Raw genomic sequence first — 16,829 nt, 5'->3', positions numbered from 1 at the left:
CTGAACGGCGAGGCTGGCGACGCCAGTGAATTCGCCGCAAGGTTCGCCGATCGCGACACAAGGACACGCCCATGGCCAAGGACGACTACGCCGACATCCTGGAGGCCCTGCAGATCCAGATGGTCGAGACCCAGGCCTGGGCCATCGAACAGGGGCTGAAGGTCGTCATCGTCTTCGAGGGGCGCGACGCCGCCGGCAAGGACGGGGCGATCAAGCGCATGACCGAATACATGGCCCCGCGCCAGACGCGCGTCGTCGCCCTGCCCAAGCCGACCGACCGTGAGACGACCCAGTGGTATTTTCAGCGCTACGCCGCCCATCTGCCGGCGGCGGGCGAGATCGTGATCTTCAACCGCTCCTGGTACAACCGGGCCGGGGTCGAGCCGGTCATGGGCTTCTGCACGCCTGAGCAGCATGAGCGCTTCCTGCACGACGCCCCGCATTTCGAGCGGATGCTGACTCAGTCGGGCGTCATTCTGATCAAGCTGTGGCTGGACATCAGCCGCGACGAACAGGCCCGCCGTCTGGAGGAGCGCGTCGACCACCCGCTGAAACGGTTCAAGGTCTCGTCCCTGGACGCCGAAGCCCAGGCCCGCTGGAGCGCCTATTCCGCCGCTCGCGACGAGATGCTGAAGCGGACCCATGTCGACTACGCCCCCTGGACCGTGGTGGCGACCGACAAGAAGAAGACGGCGCGGCTGAACATCCTGCGCCACGTCCTGCGCCGCCTGAACCGCCCCGGCCTGGAGTGCCGCGAGCCGGACCCGTCGGTCGTCTTCTCCGCCGATGAGGCGAAAGGACGGCTGGCTGAATAGGCCTCTTCAGCCGCCGAACAGGCGCCGGTTCTTGTCGATGAAGGCGCGCAGGGCCCGCACCAGCGGCCCGCCTTCGCGCCCCTTCAGATAGGCCCAGCCGGCTCCCGCCCCGATCAGGGCGCCGATGGAATCGACGATCAGATCCCACATGGTGTCGACCAGGCCGGACTTCTGGGTGTTGAGGCCGAACACCTGATCCAGCATGAACTCCCAGATCTCCCACAGGGCGCCGATGGTCACGGCGAAGCAGAAGGCGAAAAAGGCCACCGTCAGGGGCGCGGCCTTCAAATGGCTGCCCTGCACCAGCATCAGCATCAACAGGGCGCCGACCAGGCCGAAGGCCACGGCCGAGCCGCCGTGCAGCACCACGTCCCACCACCAATAGCGCTCGTAGAAGTCGCCCATCTCCCCCAGGAACAGGGTGGCGCACAGGAAGACGGCGATGGCGGTGACGAAGCCGATCGGCAGGTTCAGCCCGATGCGCGGCGCCAGCCAGAACGGAACCAGGGTCAGCAGAAACGTCCCGGCGCCGACGAAGGTGACGCTGAACTCGCCGGTCAGGAAGCCCCCGACAGCCGCGCCCAGCAGCACCAGCCAGGTCAAGGCCAGCAGCCAGGGGAATGGGGGCTTGGTGCGTGTCGTCATCCGTCCTGTCCGACCGGCTGATGTTCCTGGCCGTCGAGCCTAGTGGGACGATCCCGGGGCGCAAGCCCGGCGCGGGTCTTCACGCCCAGCAGCAGGCCCAGCGGTCCCAGGCGACGCGCGACCTCATAGGCGGCCCAGCAGCCGCCGAGGGTGACGGCGATCAACAGCCCCGCCTCCAGCCCCTGCGGCAGGCCCAGCTTCGACAGGTGATAGGCCGCGACCACGGTGATCGTCTGATGCACGATGTAGAAGCAGAAGACGCCGCCCGTCAGATAGCGCAGCCACGGCCCGCCCCGGTTCAGATAACGCGCGCCATAGCCCAGCACGGCGGCGATGAAGGCCCACTGATCCAGCGCATAGACGAGGCGCATGGCGGCCCTCAGCGCTTCGGGCGGCGTTCCGCTGTCGCGATAGGTCCAGGCATAGGCGGCCCATCCCGCCCAGGCGCACAGGGCCAGGATCAGCGCCGGTCGCCGCAGCCGCTCATAGGCCGCCTTCAGCCCCGCCGAGCGGACGCTGAGGAAGCCGAACAGGAAGGCGCTGAACGACACCGCGTGATTGTACCAGTCGTCAGTCAGGGCGTGGGTCGTCGGGAAGATCCGCGCCAGGGTCCAGCGCAGCAGGAACAGCCACAGCACCGGCCAGATCAGCAGGCCCCAGCCCTTCAGGGCGCGCTCCAGCCCTGACTGGATCACAGGCAGCAACCCCCGCCCAAACGCCAGCAGACCGGCCAGCACAAGGCTATAGACGAACAGATAGGCCACGAACCACATGTGGTTCCACGTCGGCGTGGTCAGGCAGCCGTCGGCGTCGCACCAGCCGCCGGACGCCGTGGCGTATTTCAACCAGAAGTCGGCCAGCCAGGGCGAACGCGCCGGATCGACAACGCCCACCCCAGAAGCCGCCTCGACCACCTCGTAATAGGACTGCGGCGGCACGATCACGAACATGGCGACGTGATAGAGGATCAGCAGCAGGAAGGCCCCGACCCGGATCCAGTCCAGGTCATGGCGGCGGGCGACTGCGAGGGGTTCGGGTGCGAGGGGTTCTGAGGACATGGGCGACCTGAAATGACGGAAACGACGCCATCGGCCGTGCCTCCGACACCCCGCGCCCGACAAGGCGCCGGGGCCGTTCGGTCAGACGGCGGGGCCGGATCGCGGAGCGCCGGGGCGAGCGGCGCGTCTGTCGGGACGAACGGGGCGGACCGGCGCGACCTGCTGACCGGCGGGCCGATCATCATCGCCGTCACCCTGGGCTTCCTGGTGGTCAACGCCTTGACGGTGCAGGCCGACTGGCCTGGCCTGCGGGCATGGGCCCCGTGGGTGTGGGAGGGGTCCAGCGCCCTGGCGCTGGCGCTGGTGATCTGGCTTCCGTGGCGGGCGGCGGGCGCGGCGCCGTCGTCCCTGCTGCACGAAGGCTGGCGGGCGCGAGGGCGGTTTCTGGCCGTGCATCTGGGCGCCGCCTGCCTCTACAGCCTGCTGCACGTCGTGCTGATGGTGGCGATGCGGCATGGCGTCTACGCCCTGCTGGGCGAGGTCTATGACTATGGCCCGCCTATCGAGCGCTTCATCTATGAACTGCGGAAGGATGTGCTGAGCTACGCCCTGTTCATCGGCGTCTTCTGGGGCGTGCGCAGCCTGCGCGAGGCGCGCGAGACGCCGCTGCGGCCCGTCAGCTTCGATATCCGCGACGGGACGCGGCTGATCCGGGCGCCGCTGGACGACATTCTGGCCGCGACCTCGGCGGGCAACTACGTCGAGTTCGTGCTGGCCGACGGGCGCAGGCCCCTGATGCGCGTCACCCTGGCGGCGGTCGAGGGCGAGCTGGCGCGCTTCGGCTTCGTGCGGACGCACCGGGGCTGGTTGGTCAACGCTGCGCGAATGACCGGCCTGCGGCCTGAAGGGTCAGGCGACTGGACCGTGGAGCTGGGGGCGCTGGAGGCCCCGCTGTCGCGTCGTTACTCCGAGGCGCTGGAGCGGCTGTGCGCCGCCTGAAGCCGCATCCACCCGGCGATGCCCAGGGCGCAGACGAGGCTCAACACCGCGCCGACCGCAAAGGTCGCCTGCGGCCCGAAGCCGTCCCACAGCAGACCCGCCGCCACATTGCCCAGCAGAGCGATCAGGCCCGAGATCAGCGCGAACAGGCCGAACGCTGAGCCGCGCAGGTGAGCGGGCGCCGCATCAGCGATCAGGGTCATCAGCAGGCCCTGGGAAAAGCCCATGTGCAGGCCCCACAGCGCCACGCCCAAATAGAAGACGACCTGATCGCTCGCCAGCGCCAGCGCCACGTCGGCGGCGGCCAGGAAGACCAGGCTGAGCAGCAGCAGGGAGGTGCGGCCGATGCGGTCCGACAGCGCCCCCACCGGGAAGGCGGCCAGGCCGAACACCAGGTGCAGCAGGACGATGGCCGCCGGCGCGAAGGCGGCGGGAACGCCGACGTCCAGCCCCTTCATCAGCAGGAAGGACTCGCTGAACCGCGCCAGACCAATCACCGCCGTCAGGGCGATCATGGTCCAGGTGGCGGCGTCCAGACGCAGCGCCCCCTCCAGGCTGGGCGGCTTCTTGGCGGCCTCGTCCGGGCGCGGCGGGTCAGACACGCCGCCGACCAGCAGGGCCACGGCCAGGAAGGCCGGGATGGAGGCCAGCCAGAACACCGCCTTGATGTCGTTCGCCAGCACCACCATCAGCCCGATAGCCAGCAAAGGGCCGACGAAACCGCCGACCGTATCCAGCGACTTCCTCAGGCCGAAGGCGCGTCCACGAATGTCCGGCGGCGTCACGGCGGCGACCAGGGCATCGCGCGGGGCGGTGCGGACGCCCTTGCCGATCCGGTCCACCCCCTTGGCCAGCAGCACCCCCTCGACCGAGGCCGCCAGGGGGAAGATCGGCTTGGACAGGGCCGCCAGCCCATAGCCCGCCACCGCCAGCCATTTGGGCCGCGCAATGCGGTCGGACCAGAAGCCCGACAGGAACTTCACCGCCGTCGCCACGACGACGGAGAAGCCTTCGACCAGACCGATCATCACCGCCGAAGCGCCGAGCCCCACCACCAGATAGATGGGCAGAAGCGTCTGGATCATCTCCGACGAGACATCCATCAACAGACTGACGACGCCCAGAATCCAGACGCTGCGGGGGATGGAGCTGCGAGCCATTCGCGCCCAGTGCGGGATACGGCGCTCGCTGTCCAGCCTGGGTCCGGCTCCGGCGAGAAACTTCATGAAACTGCGATCAAACGCGCCCCCTTCACCCGGCGCCGCCTGGAGGGCTAAGACGGTTCGCATGAACACAGCCCCGCTTCCCGACGCCGCCGGCCAGAACTGGGTCGACCGCCATGCGCCCGAGCGTCTGAAGCCCTGGCTGAAGTTGGGCCGCTTCGACCGGCCGATCGGGACGTGGCTGCTGCTGCTGCCCGGCTGGCAGGGGATCATGCTGGCGCTGAACCAGTATGACCGGCCGTTCGGCGGTTATGAGCTGTGGCTGGTCGTCGGCTTCGCCGTCGGCGCGGCCCTGATGCGCGGCGCGGGCTGTGCGGTGAACGACATCGTCGACCGCGACTTCGACGCCCAGGTGGCCCGCACCGCCCTGCGCCCCATTCCGGCGGGCCAGATCAGCGTCAAACAGGCCTGGGCCTTCGTCGGCGGCCTGTCGCTGGTCAGCCTGTGCATTCTGCTGACGATGAACCTGACGTCGGTGCTGCTGGGCGCCCTGTCGCTGGGGCTGGTGGCGGCCTATCCCTTCATGAAGCGCATCACCTGGTGGCCCCAGGCGTGGCTGGGCCTGACCTTCAACTGGGGCGCCCTGCTGGGCTTCGCGGCGGCGACGGGCGGGCTGTTCGCCCTGGGCTGGCTCTACGTGCTGCAGGTCAAGCTCAGCGGCGACAGCTACTGGATGGCGGAAGGGCTGAACCGCATGGGTAACCTGGCCCTGTCCGCGGGGCTGCTCTACGCGGGCGGGATCTTCTGGACCCTGGGCTACGACACCATCTACGCGCTTCAGGACATCGAGGACGACGTCATGGCCGGGGTGAAGTCCTCGGCGCGGGCGCTGGGCGGCAAGGTCAAGGAAGGCGTGGCCGTCTTTTACATCCTGGCCGTGGCCCTGGCCGGCGCAGCGGGCTACGTCGCGGGTCTGGGGCCGGTCTTCTATGTCGGTCTGGCGCTCTACGCCCTGCATTTCGTCTGGCAGGTGCGGCGGTTGCGGCCGGACGACCCGGAACTTTCCCTGCGTCTTTTCAAATCAAATCGCGATGCGGGGTTGATCCTTCTGGCCGCCATCGCGTTCAACGGCCTAGCTTTCTGATCGAACCGTTCCAAAGGAGCCCGGCATGATCCCTTCGCGCCCCCTTCGCGTCCTTCTCGTCACCGCCGCCGTCGCGGCCTCGCTCGCCGCCTGCCAGCGCAATGAGAAGAAGGAGACGCCCGCCGCGCCGGCCGCCTCCGCCCACGCCGTCGAAGGGCCGCTGAAGTACGACAGCGCCACACCCTACGCCAAGGTCAGCCTGAGCCTGCCGGAAAACGTGCTGTCCTATCCGGCGCTCTACACCCCGCTGTACCGCGACGAGGTGGCCAAGCTGAAGGAATACGCCGAGGGCGCCCAGGCCGACCGCACCGAAGCCGGTTCGCCCGAAGGCATGCCGCCCTATGAGAAGACCATCGTCTACGGCGCCCCGATCGAGACCGGCCGCCTGTTCAGCCTGATGCGGACCGACTTCGACTATTCGGGCGGCGCCCACCCGAACACGGTCGCCACCGGCCTGCTGTGGGACAAGGCCGAGGCCCGTCGCATCGCCGCCGCCGACCTGTTCGCCGACAAGGCCGACAAGACCGGCCTGGAGCGCGCCCTGTGCCAGGCGGTGAACACCGCCAAGACCAAGCGTCCCGGCGCCGAGCCGGTCTCGACCAGCGGCGAGATGTGGGCCTGCCCCAAGCTGAAGGACGTGGCCGTGACCCTGGCGCCCGGCTCGGTTCGCGGCAAGGCGGGCGGCCTGACCTTCCTGCTCGACGCCTATGCGGTCGGCCCCTATGTCGAGGGCGCCTATTACCTGACCCTGCCGCTGTCGGCCTTCCAGAGCGCCCTGTCGCCGGAATACGCGGGCGAGTTTGCGGGCGCCCCGACCAAGGCGGGCGACGTTACCGACGACCTGCGGCTGAAGGCGCCCGCCGCCTGATCCGCGATCAGTCCTCGCGCTTCAGGAAGGCGTCGACCAGGGCGTCCAGCCGGTCAGGCTGATCGACCATGATGAAGTGCCGGGCGCCGTCGACGCGCTTCAGCGTCACGCCCGGCAGGGCGGCGTATTCGCGGCTCCACAGGGCGTCGGCCATGGCGGCGGGCGCCCCGCCGTCCGCGTCCGAGGCGTAGACGGCCCAGACCGGCGTAGTCATGGCCGCCAGACCGGGGCGCGCGTCGGTCGTCATCACCTCGCGGATCGCCGAGGCCATCGCCTGGCGGTTCGAGGCCATCGACCAGTCGACCATGGCGGCGCGCCCGGCCTCGTCGCGCATCATGCCGACAGCGGTGCGTTCCTGCTGGGCACGGAAGGCCGCATCGTCCGCGTTCAGGATGGAGGCGGCGGCCTGATCGGCGAAGGGCCCGGCTGTCTGCGGCGTGACCTGCGGGCCGAACATGGCGCTGAAGAAGGGCAGGCTGTCGACGCTCATCACGCGGCTGATCGCCTCGGGATGCTGCTGCGCCAGCAGCAAGCCGCTGAGCCCGCCCATCGAATGACCGATGACGGCAGGCCGGTCCAGCGTCGCCGCATAGCGCGCCAGTTCATCCACGACAGGCTGGACGAAGGCGCCGTCGCCGTGCGTCCACGCCTCGCCCGCGAAACCGGCCAGTTGCACCAGATGGACGCGATGCGTTGCCGACAGACGCCGGGCCAGCGGCCGCCACACCTCGCGCGAGGAGGCGAAGCCGGGGATCAGGATCACGTCCGGCCCCTGCCCCATCACCTCGACCGACAGCCGATCGGAGACGAAGGCGGGCGCCTCGACGCGGGCCGGTTCGGCCTGGGCGGGAGAGACGATGCCGGCGGCGCTGAAGCCGACGGCGGCGGCCAGGATGAAGGCGCGCAGGGTCTTGGCGGGTGCGGAGATCTTGGTCATGGCTCTTCCTTTGTGAGTTGGCGCTTCACTGATCGCTCCCCCCGCCCCGTCATCCTCGGGCTTGACCCGAGGATCGGGTGGTCCGCCTGCGCGACCCTAGCGACCTGACGCGCGCAGCGGGGCTCGATCCTCGGGTCAAGCCCGAGGATGACGGTGAAGCGGGAGATTATGAAGTAAGGTTTTCCTGACTTTACGCGTCAGGCATGCGGGTTCTCGAAGATGTCCTCGACCGGCCGCTCGAACAGGGCGGCGATGCGATAGGCCAGGTCGAGCGAGGGGTCGTGCTTCTCGGTCTCCAGGGCGTTGACCGCCTGGCGCGACACCCCCAGCGCCTGCCCCAGCTGCTCCTGGGTCCAGTTGCGCTCGACGCGCAGCAGTTTCAGCCGGTTCTTCATCAGTTCGACGACCGGATGAAGGGCGAAACCAGGCCGAAGGCCGCCCAGAACAGCGGATAGATCAGCCAGGCCGGCAGATGCGGCGCCCCGGCGAACGTCTCGCCGAAGCCCCAGAAGGTCGCGGCCGCCATCGCCAGGCCGGAGGCGATGATGAACTGCTTGGCCGTGACCATGCGCACGAACTCATCGCTTTCCCGCATCAGCGCCAGCGTCGCCCAGATCTGGCCGATGACCGGAGCGGCCACGGCGGCCGCCAGCACCCAACCCGCAGGTCGTCCCATCACGCCGTCGAAGGCGTCGGTGGTCATCATCGCCACGCAGATCGCCACATAGGGGACCATAAAGGCGAAGGTCCGCAGGACGTAGCGGCGCCCGGCGGGGGTCTGTTGTTTGGAAAGGGTCAACATGGCAGGCGCTCCTGACTTTGTGTAAGGTACACCTTACACCGCCTTTATGTCATGTCAACCTAACTTTTTATCAGCCTGTCCTGACTTTGTTGCCAGCGCCTTCGGCGGCCCCTAGCTTGTCGTCATGCGTAGCCTCCCCGCCTTCGTCCTCGCCGTCCTGACGGCCGTCGCGCCCCTTGCGGCGTCCGCCGCCTCGCCTGCCCCGCCCCCGGTCGAGCAGGACGTGCGAGGCGCGCGAGACCATGACGACCTGCCGCGCATGGACGGCGCGCGCATCCGCGCCTGGCGTCAGTTGTCGGTGGCCGAGATCACCCTGCCGACCGGCCCGGTGGCCGAAGGCGCCGCCCCGGAAAGCGCCCTGCGCCTGCAGGGCCAGATCAGCCACCTGGACTACGCCATCCGACCCGCCGTCGCGCCGATCGACATGGCGCGCCACTATGAGGAAGCTCTGCGCGAGGGCGGCTATGAAACCGTCTTCGCCTGCACCGGCATCGCCCGCTGCGGCTCGGGCATGGGGTCGCTGATCCTGCTCAGCGACAAGGTCGCGCCCGCCGGGTTCGCCGACGGCGTGTTCAACGATCAGCTGCGGGTGGTCGTGGCGCGCAAGGGTTCGACCTGGGTGCTGCTGCACATGACGCGCGGGCCGGATCGGTCGCTGGTCTATCAGGCCGTGATCGAGGGCGCCCGTGAACTCGACTAGACGGATCGCCGATCCCGCCCGCTTCATTCGCGACAACACCCGCCTTCAGCCCGTCTCCCACACGCCGGAGGTTTCGCTGTGGCTGGCCGATGAGGTCACGCCCGTCTGGCGGCTGACGGAGGAAGAGCTGGGCGAAATGGGCCTGCCGCCGCCGTTCTGGGCCTTCGCCTGGGCGGGCGGACAGGCGCTGGCGCGCTGGCTGCTGGACCATCCGCAAGCGGTTGAGGGGCGTCGCGTGCTGGACCTGGCGACGGGCTCGGGCCTCGTCGGCATCGCGGCCATGAAGGCGGGCGCGGCCTCGGTGCTGGCCGCCGACATAGATCCCTTCTGCGCCGCCGCCGTGGCCGCGAACGCTGAGGCCAACGGCGTCGAGATCGCCTTCACCGCCGGCAATCTGCTGGAGGCGCCGCCGCAGGCGTTCGACCTGATCTGCGCCGGGGACGTCTTCTATGAAGGACCGATGGCCGCGGCGATGCTGGCCTGGCTGAAGCAGGCGCGCGCGGCCGGGTCTAGCGTGCTGGTCGGCGATCCGGGTCGCACCTACTTCCCGAAAGAGGGCCTCAGCCTGTTGGCCGAATACCGCGTGCCGACGACGCGCGAACTAGAGGACCAGGAGGTCAAGCGCACGCGCGTCTGGTCGCTGGACGCCTGACGCCGCCTCAGGCGTCGCGCGGTAGGACGGTCAGCACCCGCGCCATGTGCTGATGGAAGGCTTCCATATAGTCGCGCAGGAACTGCTCGGTGCCGGGGACGCTGACGTTTCCGTCATCGTCGATCAGGCCCGGCGTCATCTGGATATAGGCCTCGACCGTGTTCATCTGCGGCGCTTGCAGGAAGCCCAGGACGGGCCGCAGCGCCTGCTGGGCCACCGCCGTGCCGATCGAACCGGGCGAGGCGCCGATGACCGCCGTCGGCTTGTTCTTGAAGGCGTTAGTTCCATAGGGGCGGCTGGCCCAGTCCAAGGCGTTCTTCAGCCCGCCGGGCATGGAGCGATTGTATTCCGGCGTGACGATCAGGATGGCGTCCGAGCGCTTGATCGCCGCCTTGAAGGTCTCGGCCACGGCCGGATAGTCGGCGTCGTAGTCGTAGGAATAGAGCGGCAGGTCGGCGAAGCTGATCTCGCTCATGTTCAGCTTGTCCGGCGCCAGCTTGACCAGGGCCTTGGCCAGCTTGCGGTTGATCGAGCCCTTGGCCAGGCTGCCGATGATGTAGCCGACGTTGTAGGTGGTCATGGAAGCGTGTCCCGCTGAAATAATGGGCGGCGCCCGGCGCCGCTGATAGCCAAATGTCCAACCAAGCTTAGCGGTTCCGTCTCAGACGCGCACGGCCTGACGCCCGCGCCCCGCCTCGCCGAACACGCGCAGATAGCGTTCGATCTCGGCCCGGTCGCCGGTGGCCTTTTCGACGTTGTCCGACAGCTTGACCGCCGGACGGCCCGCCGCCTGCGTCACCTTGCAGACCAGCGACAGGGGCAGCAGTTCAGGCGCCTCGACCGGAGCGCAGTCACGGAAGTCATTGGTCAGATTGGTGCCCCAGCCGAAGCTGGTGCGCACCCGGCCCTTGAAGTGGGCGTGGGCCGCCTCGATGCCGTCGACGTCCAGCCCGTCGGCCAGCACCAGCAGGCGCTCGCGCGGGTCGCGGCCCTTCGACGCCCACCACTTCATGATGATCTCGCCGCCCTCGATCGGCGGGGCGGAATCGGGGCGGAAGCCTTTCCAGTCGGCCAGCCAATCGGGCGCGTCGTCAAGGAAGGCTTGCGTGCCGAAGGCGTCCGGCAGGGCGATCAGCAGATTGCCGTCATAGGCCGCCCGCCATTCCTCCAGCACCCGATAGGGGGCGGCGCGCAGGGCCGCCTCGTCCTCGCCCGCCATGGCGGCCAGCACCATGGGCAGTTCGTGACCGTTGGTGCCGATGGCCTCCAGATCGTTGTTCATGGCCAGCAGCACGTTGGAGGTGCCGATGAAGGCGCCGCCCAGCCCCTCCTTCAGCGCCTCGACGCACCAGCCTTGCCACAGGAAGCCGTGGCGGCGGCGCGTGCCGAAGTCGGACAGGGCCAGCGGCTCCAGTTTTCTCAGCCGCTCGATCTTGCTCCACAGCTTGGTCTTGGCGCGCGAATAGAGGATGTCCAGTTCGAACCGGCCCATGCGACGCAGGGCGCGGCGGCTGCGCAGCTCGTTCAGGATCGACAGGGCGGGGATTTCCCACAGGGTGACGTCCGCCCAGCTTCCCGAGAATTCCAGCCGATACTGGCCGTCTGCCCCCCGCGACAGGTCGTAGTCCGGCAGGCGATAATCAGCCAGCCAAGCCAGAAAGTCCGGGCTGAAGATCGACTTCACGCCGTAGAAGGTGTTGCCGCCCAGCCAGATCAGTTCGCGATTGGTGAAGCGCAGGGACCGGGCGTGGTCCAGTTGAGCGCGCAGTTCGGCCTCGTCCACTTCCTCGGCCAGCCGCACCGACATCGTGCGGTTGATGACCGAGAAGGTCACGGGCGCGTCGCGGAACCGGCGCCAGATCAGCTGCAGCATCAACAGCTTGTAGAAGTCGGTGTCCAGCAGGCTGCGAACGATGGGGTCCAGACGCCAGCCGTGGTCATAGGCCCGCTTGGCCAGGTCGATGCTCGCCATGCCGGATCAGTCCGCCTTCTGCGCCGCCGGCTCGATGACGGCCTCGGGCGGGGCCTCGTCCTCATTGACCAGACGCCCTTCGCGGTGCGGCTTGATGTAGGGGGTCGGCTGCGGCGTCGGCATATTGCCCCGCATCAGGGCGGCCCCGGCCTTCAGCCCGCCGGTCAGATCCAGATCCAGCCGCGCCTCGTCGCGACGGCGCACGTCGGCGATGACGTCGGCGACCTCGTCTTCCGGCAGGCCCAGCTCCTCCAGCACGGCCTGGCCGAACCGGAGGGCGGACTCAAAGGTCTCGCGCACCTGATAGTCGACCCCCGCCTGGATCAGACGCAGCGAGTGGCCGCGGTCGAAGGCCCGCACCATCAGCTTCACGCCGGGGAACTCGGACTTGACCAGTTGCACGATCTTGTCGGCGGCCTCCGGCTTGTCGACGCAGACCAGCACCGCCTCGGCCTTGCCCGCACCCGAGGCCCTGAGCGTGTCGAGGCGCGTGCCGTCGCCGTAGTAGACCTTGAAGCCGAAGTTCCCGGCCGCCTGGATCATCTCCACATCGTTCTCGATGATCGACACGTCCACGTCGCGCGCCAGCAGCGGCTGCGACACCACCTGGGCGAAACGGCCGAAACCGATAATCAGCACCTGGCCGCCCAGGCCGTCGGCGGCGTCCACGCCTTCGGCGTCTTCCGGCGACAGGCCCGCCTCCTTGGGCAGGAGCCGTTTCAGCGCCAGGGTCGTCAGCGGCGTCAGCGCCATCGACAGGATGACGATGGCCGTCAGGGCCGCGCCCGCCTGGGCGTCGATCACGCCCGCCGTAGCGGCGGCGCTATAGAGGACGAAGGCGAACTCGCCGCCCTGGGCGAACAGGGCCGCGCGCTCGATCGCCTCATGGTGGCGCGCCTTGAACACCCGAGCGACGACATAGATGACCAGGGCCTTGACCACCATGAAGGCCGCCAGCCCCGCCACGACGATGCGCCAGTCGTTGACGACCACGCCGATGTCCAGCGCCATGCCGACCGACAGGAAGAACAAGCCCAGCAGAATGGCGCGGAACGGCTCGACGTCCGCTTCCAGCTGATGCCGGAAGGTCGAGTCGGACAGCAACACCCCGGCCAGGAAGGCGCCCATGGCCATCGACAGGCCGACCCCGTCCATGATCCAGGCCGTGCCCGCCACCACCAGCAGGGCGGCGGCCGTCATCACCTCGCGCCCGCCGTTGCGGGCCAGGAAGCGGAACACCGGATTGATGGCGTAGACGCCGACCGCCAGCACGCCCCCCAGGGCCGCCAGCGCCAGGCCGATCGACTGCCACAGGGGCGTCGTGCTCTCGGCCGACTGCCCCATCGACGCGCCCAGCAGGGCGACGATGGCCAGCAGGGGCACGATGGCCAGATCTTCGAACAGCAGGATGGACACCGCCCGCTGGCCGCTGGGCGTCGGCAGGTCGCCGCGCTCTTCCAGCATCTGCACGATGACGGCGGTCGAGGACATGACGAAGCCCATGGCCCCGACAAAGGCCACCGGCGCGGACACGCCCGCCGCCATGGCCACCAGCGTCAGGGCCAGACCCGCCAAACCGACCTGGGCCGCCCCCAGGCCGAAGATTTCCTTGCGCATCCCCCACAGCCGCTTGGGCCGCATCTCCAGACCGATGATGAACAGGAAGATGACCACGCCGAACTCGGCGACGTGCAGTATGGTCTGCGGCTCGCGGAACAGGGCCAGGCCGAAAGGACCGATGGCGACGCCCGCCGCCAGATAGCCGAGCACCGAGCCCAACCCCAGCTTGCGGAAGATCGGCACGGCCACCACGCCCGCCGCCAGCAGGGCCGCCACATGGCCCAGTTCCAGTCCCGTCGCAGCCTCGGCCATCGCTCACCCTTATGCTTGAGCCTTCATAGTGGGGACGAAAGGACTGAATAGCGAGGGGGTTCCTCACCACAGCAACTGCGCCACAGGGCGACGACGATGCGCCCACGCGAAGAACCTTCGCCTTAGTTTCGCCGAACATCGTCATTCTTCATGGACGAGACAGGGTTGGAGGAGATCGATCAATGCCCCAGCATCCACGGCGCCGCGCCGCCGGATTCCAGCATCGCCCGGCGAGCCTGACGCTGGTCGCCGTCGCCGCCCTCATGACCGCCGCCCCGGTCGGCGCCGCGCCCATTCCGCCGCCCGTGGTTCAGGACGGAACGCCCAGCCCGGCCGCCTGTCGCGAACTCGGCTTCGACCTGTCGCCGCCGTCCCATGCGCGGCCGCCCGTCCTGCGATCGCGGCCGGCCCAGCCCGCGCCGCCTCCGCCCGTCACCCTGTCGATCGAAGCGACCAAGAAGGAAGACCGGGTCGAATACGCCGCCCCGCCCGCCACGGTGAACGGCGTGGTCGTCAGCGGGTCGCGCATCAGTCCCTATCCCCCCGGCCTTCCCCTGCCGCCGCGTCCCGTCGATACCGAACGCTATCCCGACGCCACGCCCAATGCGGTCAAGCGCACGGCGGATCAGCCGGTCTCGACCTTCTCAATCGACGTGGACACCGCCGCCTACGCCAACGTCCGTCGCTTCATCGATCAGGGCCGGACGCCGCCGCGCGACGCCGTGCGGGTCGAGGAGATGATCAACTATTTCGACTACGGCTACGCCCGACCGACCTCGGCCGCGCGGCCCTTCGCCGTCACCACGACCGCGACGGCCTCGCCGTGGTCCGAAGGGCGACGGATCGTCCATGTGGGCCTTCAGGGCTATGAACTGCCCGAGGGCCAACGCCGCCCGCTGAACCTGACCTTCCTGGTCGACGTGTCCGGCTCGATGAACAGCCCGGACAAGCTGGACCTGGCCAAGCAGTCGATGAACCTGATCATCGACCGCCTGCGGCCCCAGGATCGCGTCGCCGTGGCCTATTACGCCGAGGGCGCCGGCACGACGCTGGCCCCCACCGCCGGGACGCAGAAGCTGAAACTGCGCTGCGCCGTCGCCTCCTTGCGGGCTTCGGGCGGCACGGCCGGGGCCACCGGCATGACCAACGCCTATGACCAGGCCCAGGCCGGCTTCGGCCGCGACAAGGTCAACCGCATCCTGATGTTCACCGACGGCGACTTCAACGTCGGCGTCACTGACGACAAGCGGCTGGAGGACTACGTCGCCGACAAGCGCAAGACGGGGATCTACCTGTCCGTCTACGGCTTTGGACGCGGCAACTATCAGGACGCCCGGATGCAGGCGATCGCCCAGGCAGGCAATGGCACGGCGGCCTATGTCGACGACCTGAATGAGGCCCGTCGTCTGTTCGGGCCGATGTTCGACCGGGGCGCCTTCCCTATCGCCGACGACGTGAAGATCCAGGTCGAGTTCAACCCCGCCCGCGTCGCCGAATGGCGTCTGATCGGCTACGAAACCCGCCTGCTGAACGAAGAAGACTTCAACAACGACGCCGTCGATGCGGGCGAGGTCGGCTCGGGCGCCTCCGTCACGGCCCTGTATGAAATCACGCCTGTCGGCGGGCCGACGCAAATCCCTGAGCGTCGCTATCCCGACAACCGCGTCGCGACCGGCGACGGCGATCCGAACGGCGAACTGGGCTTCATCCAGGTGCGCTACAAACAGCCCGGCCAGCAGCGTTCAGAGCTGATCCAGCAGCCGTTGACCGACCGTTCGCGCGCCGACGCTCCGCCCGAGGCGACCCGCTGGGCCCTGGCCGTCGCCGCCTTCGGCCAGAAGCTGCGCGGCGATCCGTGGATGGCGCCGGACTACGGCTGGGATCGGGTGCTGGATCTGGCCCAGGGCGCGCGCGGCGCCGATCCCTACGGCGAGCGGGCCGAGTTCGTGCAACTGGTCCGCGCCGCCCAGAGCCTGCCGGAACGTCGCGAGCCCTAGCCTGCCCCGCGCCGCCGGAACCGCGACCGGCGGCGCGGGTTCCTTAAGGCCAGGCCGCAACGGCCGCGCCAAGGGAGAAGGCCATGAAGATTCGCGACGTGATGAGCAAGGACGTGCAGGTCGCCCGTCCCGAAGACACCCTTCAGAACGTCGCCGGGCGCATGGCGGCGGGCGATTTCGGCTTCATCCCCGTGGCCGACGGCGACCGGTTGATCGGCGCCCTGACCGACCGCGACATCGTGGTGCGCGCGGTCGCCTCGGGCGCGGGGCCGGAGGCGCGGGTGCTGGACGTGCTGTCGCGCGACGCCCTGGTGGTGCGGGCCGACGACGACCTGAAGGTCGCGCTGGACCTGATGTCCTCGCGCCAGATTCGCCGCCTGCCGGTGGTGGACAAAGACGGCCGCCTGGTCGGCGTGGTCTCGCTGGGCGACCTGTCGACGCGGGTCAAGGAACGCTACGCCGGCGAGGCGCTGGAAGAGATTTCCCGCCCCGGATGATGACTTAAGGTCTCGCTAACCATCTCGCGGAACCCCGCGATAACGGCTGGCGCGCCATGCTGCCCCCTTGATCGCGAGGGGAGTCCGGCATGGCGCGCGCCCAGTTCCAGAAGGGCCAGAAGGTCTGGGTCGAGAGCGTCGGCGTCTGGGCCCAGGTCGAAAAGGTCAACCCTGTCTGGGCCAAGGGCTTCGACGAGCCTGTCCGCATCACCTACGACGTGGGGCTGGGTCGTGAATTCGCCGCCGGCGAGCTGCAGCTTCCGGCCGAGGACCGCGCCGCCACCGCCCTGGGCGACTGGCGCGTCCTGCGCGCCCGCAACAAGTGGCAGGACGCCGCCGACTGCGCCCATCATCCCTTCCCCGGCAGCTATCCGGTCGTCGTCACGGACAAGGCGGACTGGGGCGGCTGGCGCGTGCCGGGCGCGGAATACGACCGCGATCCCCAACGCATCGAATTCCAGTCGCGTCTGATCGCCGCCGCGCCGGAATTGATGGGGCTGGCGCGAGAACTTCTGGCCTCGGTCGCCGAAGCGCCTGAGGACGCCCCGCCGGAGACCGTGCGCCTGGCGCGTCAGGCCCAGACCGTGCTGCGCCGGATCACCGACGTCCTGGCGCCCCCGCCTGAAGCGACGCGGCCCGCCGCCCGCGAAGATGTAACCCTTTCCGAAACCGACGCTTAGCGCCCCGGCGCAGCTTCCGGCCCCGCCGACCCTCGACAGGAGTCGGCGACGCAGCCTAGATTCCGCGTTGAATCGGCACAGGAGGTCG

At 69.0% G+C, this 16,829-nt stretch carries 18 protein-coding genes; 9 read left to right on the top strand and 9 right to left on the bottom strand.

The window, feature by feature from the left end; all coding sequences use genetic code 11:
- Nucleotides 1–71 precede the first annotated feature (71 nt).
- Complete coding sequence (gene ppk2 / locus EGK63_RS07390) at nt 72–815, top strand: polyphosphate kinase 2 (protein WP_125900628.1); 744 nt, start codon at nt 72–74, stop codon at nt 813–815.
- Nucleotides 816–821: 6 nt separating this feature from the next.
- Here ppk2 and EGK63_RS07385 read toward each other — a convergent pair whose 3' ends face one another.
- Entirely contained in the window at nt 822–1,460 is a 639-nt protein-coding gene (locus EGK63_RS07385) for a hypothetical protein (protein WP_243637613.1), read from the bottom strand.
- Complete coding sequence (locus tag EGK63_RS07380; protein ID WP_125900627.1) at nt 1,457–2,518, bottom strand: acyltransferase family protein; 1,062 nt, start codon at nt 2,516–2,518, stop codon at nt 1,457–1,459. Before EGK63_RS07380 ends, EGK63_RS07385 begins: the two co-directional genes overlap by 4 nt.
- Nucleotides 2,519–2,530: 12 nt before the next feature.
- Here EGK63_RS07380 and EGK63_RS07375 point away from each other — a divergent pair, with 12 nt between their 5' ends.
- On the top strand, nt 2,531–3,457 hold the full coding sequence (locus EGK63_RS07375; RefSeq protein ID WP_125900626.1) for a LytTR family DNA-binding domain-containing protein: 927 nt from the start codon (nt 2,531–2,533) through the stop codon (nt 3,455–3,457).
- Here EGK63_RS07375 and EGK63_RS07370 read toward each other — a convergent pair.
- A complete protein-coding gene (locus tag EGK63_RS07370) occupies nt 3,421–4,683 on the bottom strand; it encodes an MFS transporter (protein WP_243637612.1) in 1,263 nt (420 codons plus the stop codon). The two genes, EGK63_RS07375 and EGK63_RS07370, sit on opposite strands and share 37 nt — an antisense overlap.
- A 61-nt stretch (nt 4,684–4,744) precedes the next feature.
- Here EGK63_RS07370 and EGK63_RS07365 point away from each other — a divergent pair, with 61 nt between their 5' ends.
- Both EGK63_RS07365 and EGK63_RS07360 read left to right on the top strand, forming a co-directional pair.
- On the top strand, nt 4,745–5,764 hold the full coding sequence (locus tag EGK63_RS07365; RefSeq protein ID WP_125900625.1) for a UbiA family prenyltransferase: 1,020 nt from the start codon (nt 4,745–4,747) through the stop codon (nt 5,762–5,764).
- Nucleotides 5,765–5,789: 25 nt separating this feature from the next.
- Complete coding sequence (locus EGK63_RS07360) at nt 5,790–6,632, top strand: DUF3298 and DUF4163 domain-containing protein (RefSeq protein ID WP_125900624.1); 843 nt, start codon at nt 5,790–5,792, stop codon at nt 6,630–6,632.
- 7 nt (nt 6,633–6,639) lie between these two features.
- On the opposite strand, the gene EGK63_RS07355 is transcribed toward EGK63_RS07360, so the two are convergent.
- The 3 genes from EGK63_RS07355 to EGK63_RS07345 all read right to left on the bottom strand — a co-directional run bounded on the left by EGK63_RS07355 (nt 6,640) and on the right by EGK63_RS07345 (nt 8,371).
- Nucleotides 6,640–7,569, bottom strand: coding sequence for an alpha/beta fold hydrolase (locus tag EGK63_RS07355; RefSeq protein WP_125900623.1), 930 nt, complete (start codon nt 7,567–7,569; stop codon nt 6,640–6,642).
- 197 nt (nt 7,570–7,766) lie between these two features.
- The gene (locus EGK63_RS07350; RefSeq protein WP_003163619.1) at nt 7,767–7,964 is read right to left on the bottom strand and encodes a helix-turn-helix transcriptional regulator; all 198 of its coding nucleotides are present in this window, start codon (nt 7,962–7,964) and stop codon (nt 7,767–7,769) included.
- Entirely contained in the window at nt 7,964–8,371 is a 408-nt protein-coding gene (locus EGK63_RS07345; protein WP_046651673.1) for a hypothetical protein, read from the bottom strand. The genes EGK63_RS07350 and EGK63_RS07345 overlap by 1 nt, the downstream gene beginning before the upstream one ends.
- Before the next feature lie 124 nt (nt 8,372–8,495).
- Between EGK63_RS07345 and EGK63_RS07340 the strand changes: the two genes are divergently transcribed.
- Both EGK63_RS07340 and EGK63_RS07335 read left to right on the top strand, forming a co-directional pair.
- A complete protein-coding gene (locus EGK63_RS07340; RefSeq protein ID WP_125900622.1) occupies nt 8,496–9,071 on the top strand; it encodes a hypothetical protein in 576 nt (191 codons plus the stop codon).
- On the top strand, nt 9,058–9,723 hold the full coding sequence (locus tag EGK63_RS07335; RefSeq protein WP_125900621.1) for a methyltransferase: 666 nt from the start codon (nt 9,058–9,060) through the stop codon (nt 9,721–9,723). Before EGK63_RS07340 ends, EGK63_RS07335 begins: the two co-directional genes overlap by 14 nt.
- 7 nt (nt 9,724–9,730) lie before the next feature.
- Here EGK63_RS07335 and EGK63_RS07330 read toward each other — a convergent pair whose 3' ends face one another.
- From EGK63_RS07330 to EGK63_RS07320, 3 genes are all read right to left on the bottom strand, one after another.
- Complete coding sequence (locus EGK63_RS07330; RefSeq protein ID WP_125900620.1) at nt 9,731–10,303, bottom strand: NADPH-dependent FMN reductase; 573 nt, start codon at nt 10,301–10,303, stop codon at nt 9,731–9,733.
- Nucleotides 10,304–10,384: 81 nt separating this feature from the next.
- Nucleotides 10,385–11,695, bottom strand: coding sequence for a nicotinate phosphoribosyltransferase (locus EGK63_RS07325; RefSeq protein ID WP_125900619.1), 1,311 nt, complete (start codon nt 11,693–11,695; stop codon nt 10,385–10,387).
- A 6-nt stretch (nt 11,696–11,701) separates the two neighbouring features.
- On the bottom strand, nt 11,702–13,567 hold the full coding sequence (locus EGK63_RS07320) for a monovalent cation:proton antiporter-2 (CPA2) family protein (RefSeq protein ID WP_125900618.1): 1,866 nt from the start codon (nt 13,565–13,567) through the stop codon (nt 11,702–11,704).
- A gap of 182 nt (nt 13,568–13,749) precedes the next feature.
- Between EGK63_RS07320 and EGK63_RS07315 the strand changes: the two genes are divergently transcribed.
- From EGK63_RS07315 to EGK63_RS07305, 3 genes are all read left to right on the top strand, one after another.
- Nucleotides 13,750–15,564, top strand: coding sequence for a VWA domain-containing protein (locus EGK63_RS07315; protein WP_243637611.1), 1,815 nt, complete (start codon nt 13,750–13,752; stop codon nt 15,562–15,564).
- An 83-nt stretch (nt 15,565–15,647) separates the two neighbouring features.
- Nucleotides 15,648–16,061 carry a CBS domain-containing protein gene (locus tag EGK63_RS07310; RefSeq protein WP_125900616.1) on the top strand — a complete coding sequence of 138 codons (414 nt, stop codon included), beginning with the start codon at nt 15,648–15,650 and terminating at the stop codon, nt 16,059–16,061.
- An 89-nt stretch (nt 16,062–16,150) separates the two neighbouring features.
- Nucleotides 16,151–16,741 carry a hypothetical protein gene (locus EGK63_RS07305; RefSeq protein WP_125900615.1) on the top strand — a complete coding sequence of 197 codons (591 nt, stop codon included), beginning with the start codon at nt 16,151–16,153 and terminating at the stop codon, nt 16,739–16,741.
- The last annotated feature ends 88 nt before the right edge of the window (nt 16,742–16,829 follow it).

Origin of the sequence: Brevundimonas sp. 357 (assembly GCF_003938605.1) — a bacterium.
GTDB lineage: Bacteria > Pseudomonadota > Alphaproteobacteria > Caulobacterales > Caulobacteraceae > Brevundimonas.
This window is presented reverse-complemented; position numbering and strand designations above follow the sequence as displayed.

Excerpts from the sequence above, each read along its gene's own strand:
- EGK63_RS07350 (WP_003163619.1), bottom strand. The coding sequence starts at position 7,964 with ATGAAGAACCGGCTGAAACTGCTGCGCGTCGAGCGCAACTGGACCCAG.
- ppk2 (WP_125900628.1), top strand. The coding sequence starts at position 72 with ATGGCCAAGGACGACTACGCCGACATCCTGGAGGCCCTGCAGATCCAG.
- EGK63_RS07380 (WP_125900627.1), bottom strand. The coding sequence starts at position 2,518 with ATGTCCTCAGAACCCCTCGCACCCGAACCCCTCGCAGTCGCCCGCCGC.
- EGK63_RS07325 (WP_125900619.1), bottom strand. The coding sequence starts at position 11,695 with ATGGCGAGCATCGACCTGGCCAAGCGGGCCTATGACCACGGCTGGCGT.
- EGK63_RS07355 (WP_125900623.1), bottom strand. The coding sequence starts at position 7,569 with ATGACCAAGATCTCCGCACCCGCCAAGACCCTGCGCGCCTTCATCCTG.
- EGK63_RS07320 (WP_125900618.1), bottom strand. The coding sequence starts at position 13,567 with ATGGCCGAGGCTGCGACGGGACTGGAACTGGGCCATGTGGCGGCCCTG.
- EGK63_RS07385 (WP_243637613.1), bottom strand. The coding sequence starts at position 1,460 with ATGACGACACGCACCAAGCCCCCATTCCCCTGGCTGCTGGCCTTGACC.
- EGK63_RS07310 (WP_125900616.1), top strand. The coding sequence starts at position 15,648 with ATGAAGATTCGCGACGTGATGAGCAAGGACGTGCAGGTCGCCCGTCCC.
- EGK63_RS07345 (WP_046651673.1), bottom strand. The coding sequence starts at position 8,371 with ATGTTGACCCTTTCCAAACAACAGACCCCCGCCGGGCGCCGCTACGTC.
- EGK63_RS07315 (WP_243637611.1), top strand. The coding sequence starts at position 13,750 with ATGCCCCAGCATCCACGGCGCCGCGCCGCCGGATTCCAGCATCGCCCG.
- EGK63_RS07365 (WP_125900625.1), top strand. The coding sequence starts at position 4,745 with ATGAACACAGCCCCGCTTCCCGACGCCGCCGGCCAGAACTGGGTCGAC.
- EGK63_RS07305 (WP_125900615.1), top strand. The coding sequence starts at position 16,151 with ATGGCGCGCGCCCAGTTCCAGAAGGGCCAGAAGGTCTGGGTCGAGAGC.
- EGK63_RS07370 (WP_243637612.1), bottom strand. The coding sequence starts at position 4,683 with ATGAAGTTTCTCGCCGGAGCCGGACCCAGGCTGGACAGCGAGCGCCGT.
- EGK63_RS07340 (WP_125900622.1), top strand. The coding sequence starts at position 8,496 with ATGCGTAGCCTCCCCGCCTTCGTCCTCGCCGTCCTGACGGCCGTCGCG.
- EGK63_RS07360 (WP_125900624.1), top strand. The coding sequence starts at position 5,790 with ATGATCCCTTCGCGCCCCCTTCGCGTCCTTCTCGTCACCGCCGCCGTC.
- EGK63_RS07375 (WP_125900626.1), top strand. The coding sequence starts at position 2,531 with ATGACGGAAACGACGCCATCGGCCGTGCCTCCGACACCCCGCGCCCGA.
- EGK63_RS07330 (WP_125900620.1), bottom strand. The coding sequence starts at position 10,303 with ATGACCACCTACAACGTCGGCTACATCATCGGCAGCCTGGCCAAGGGC.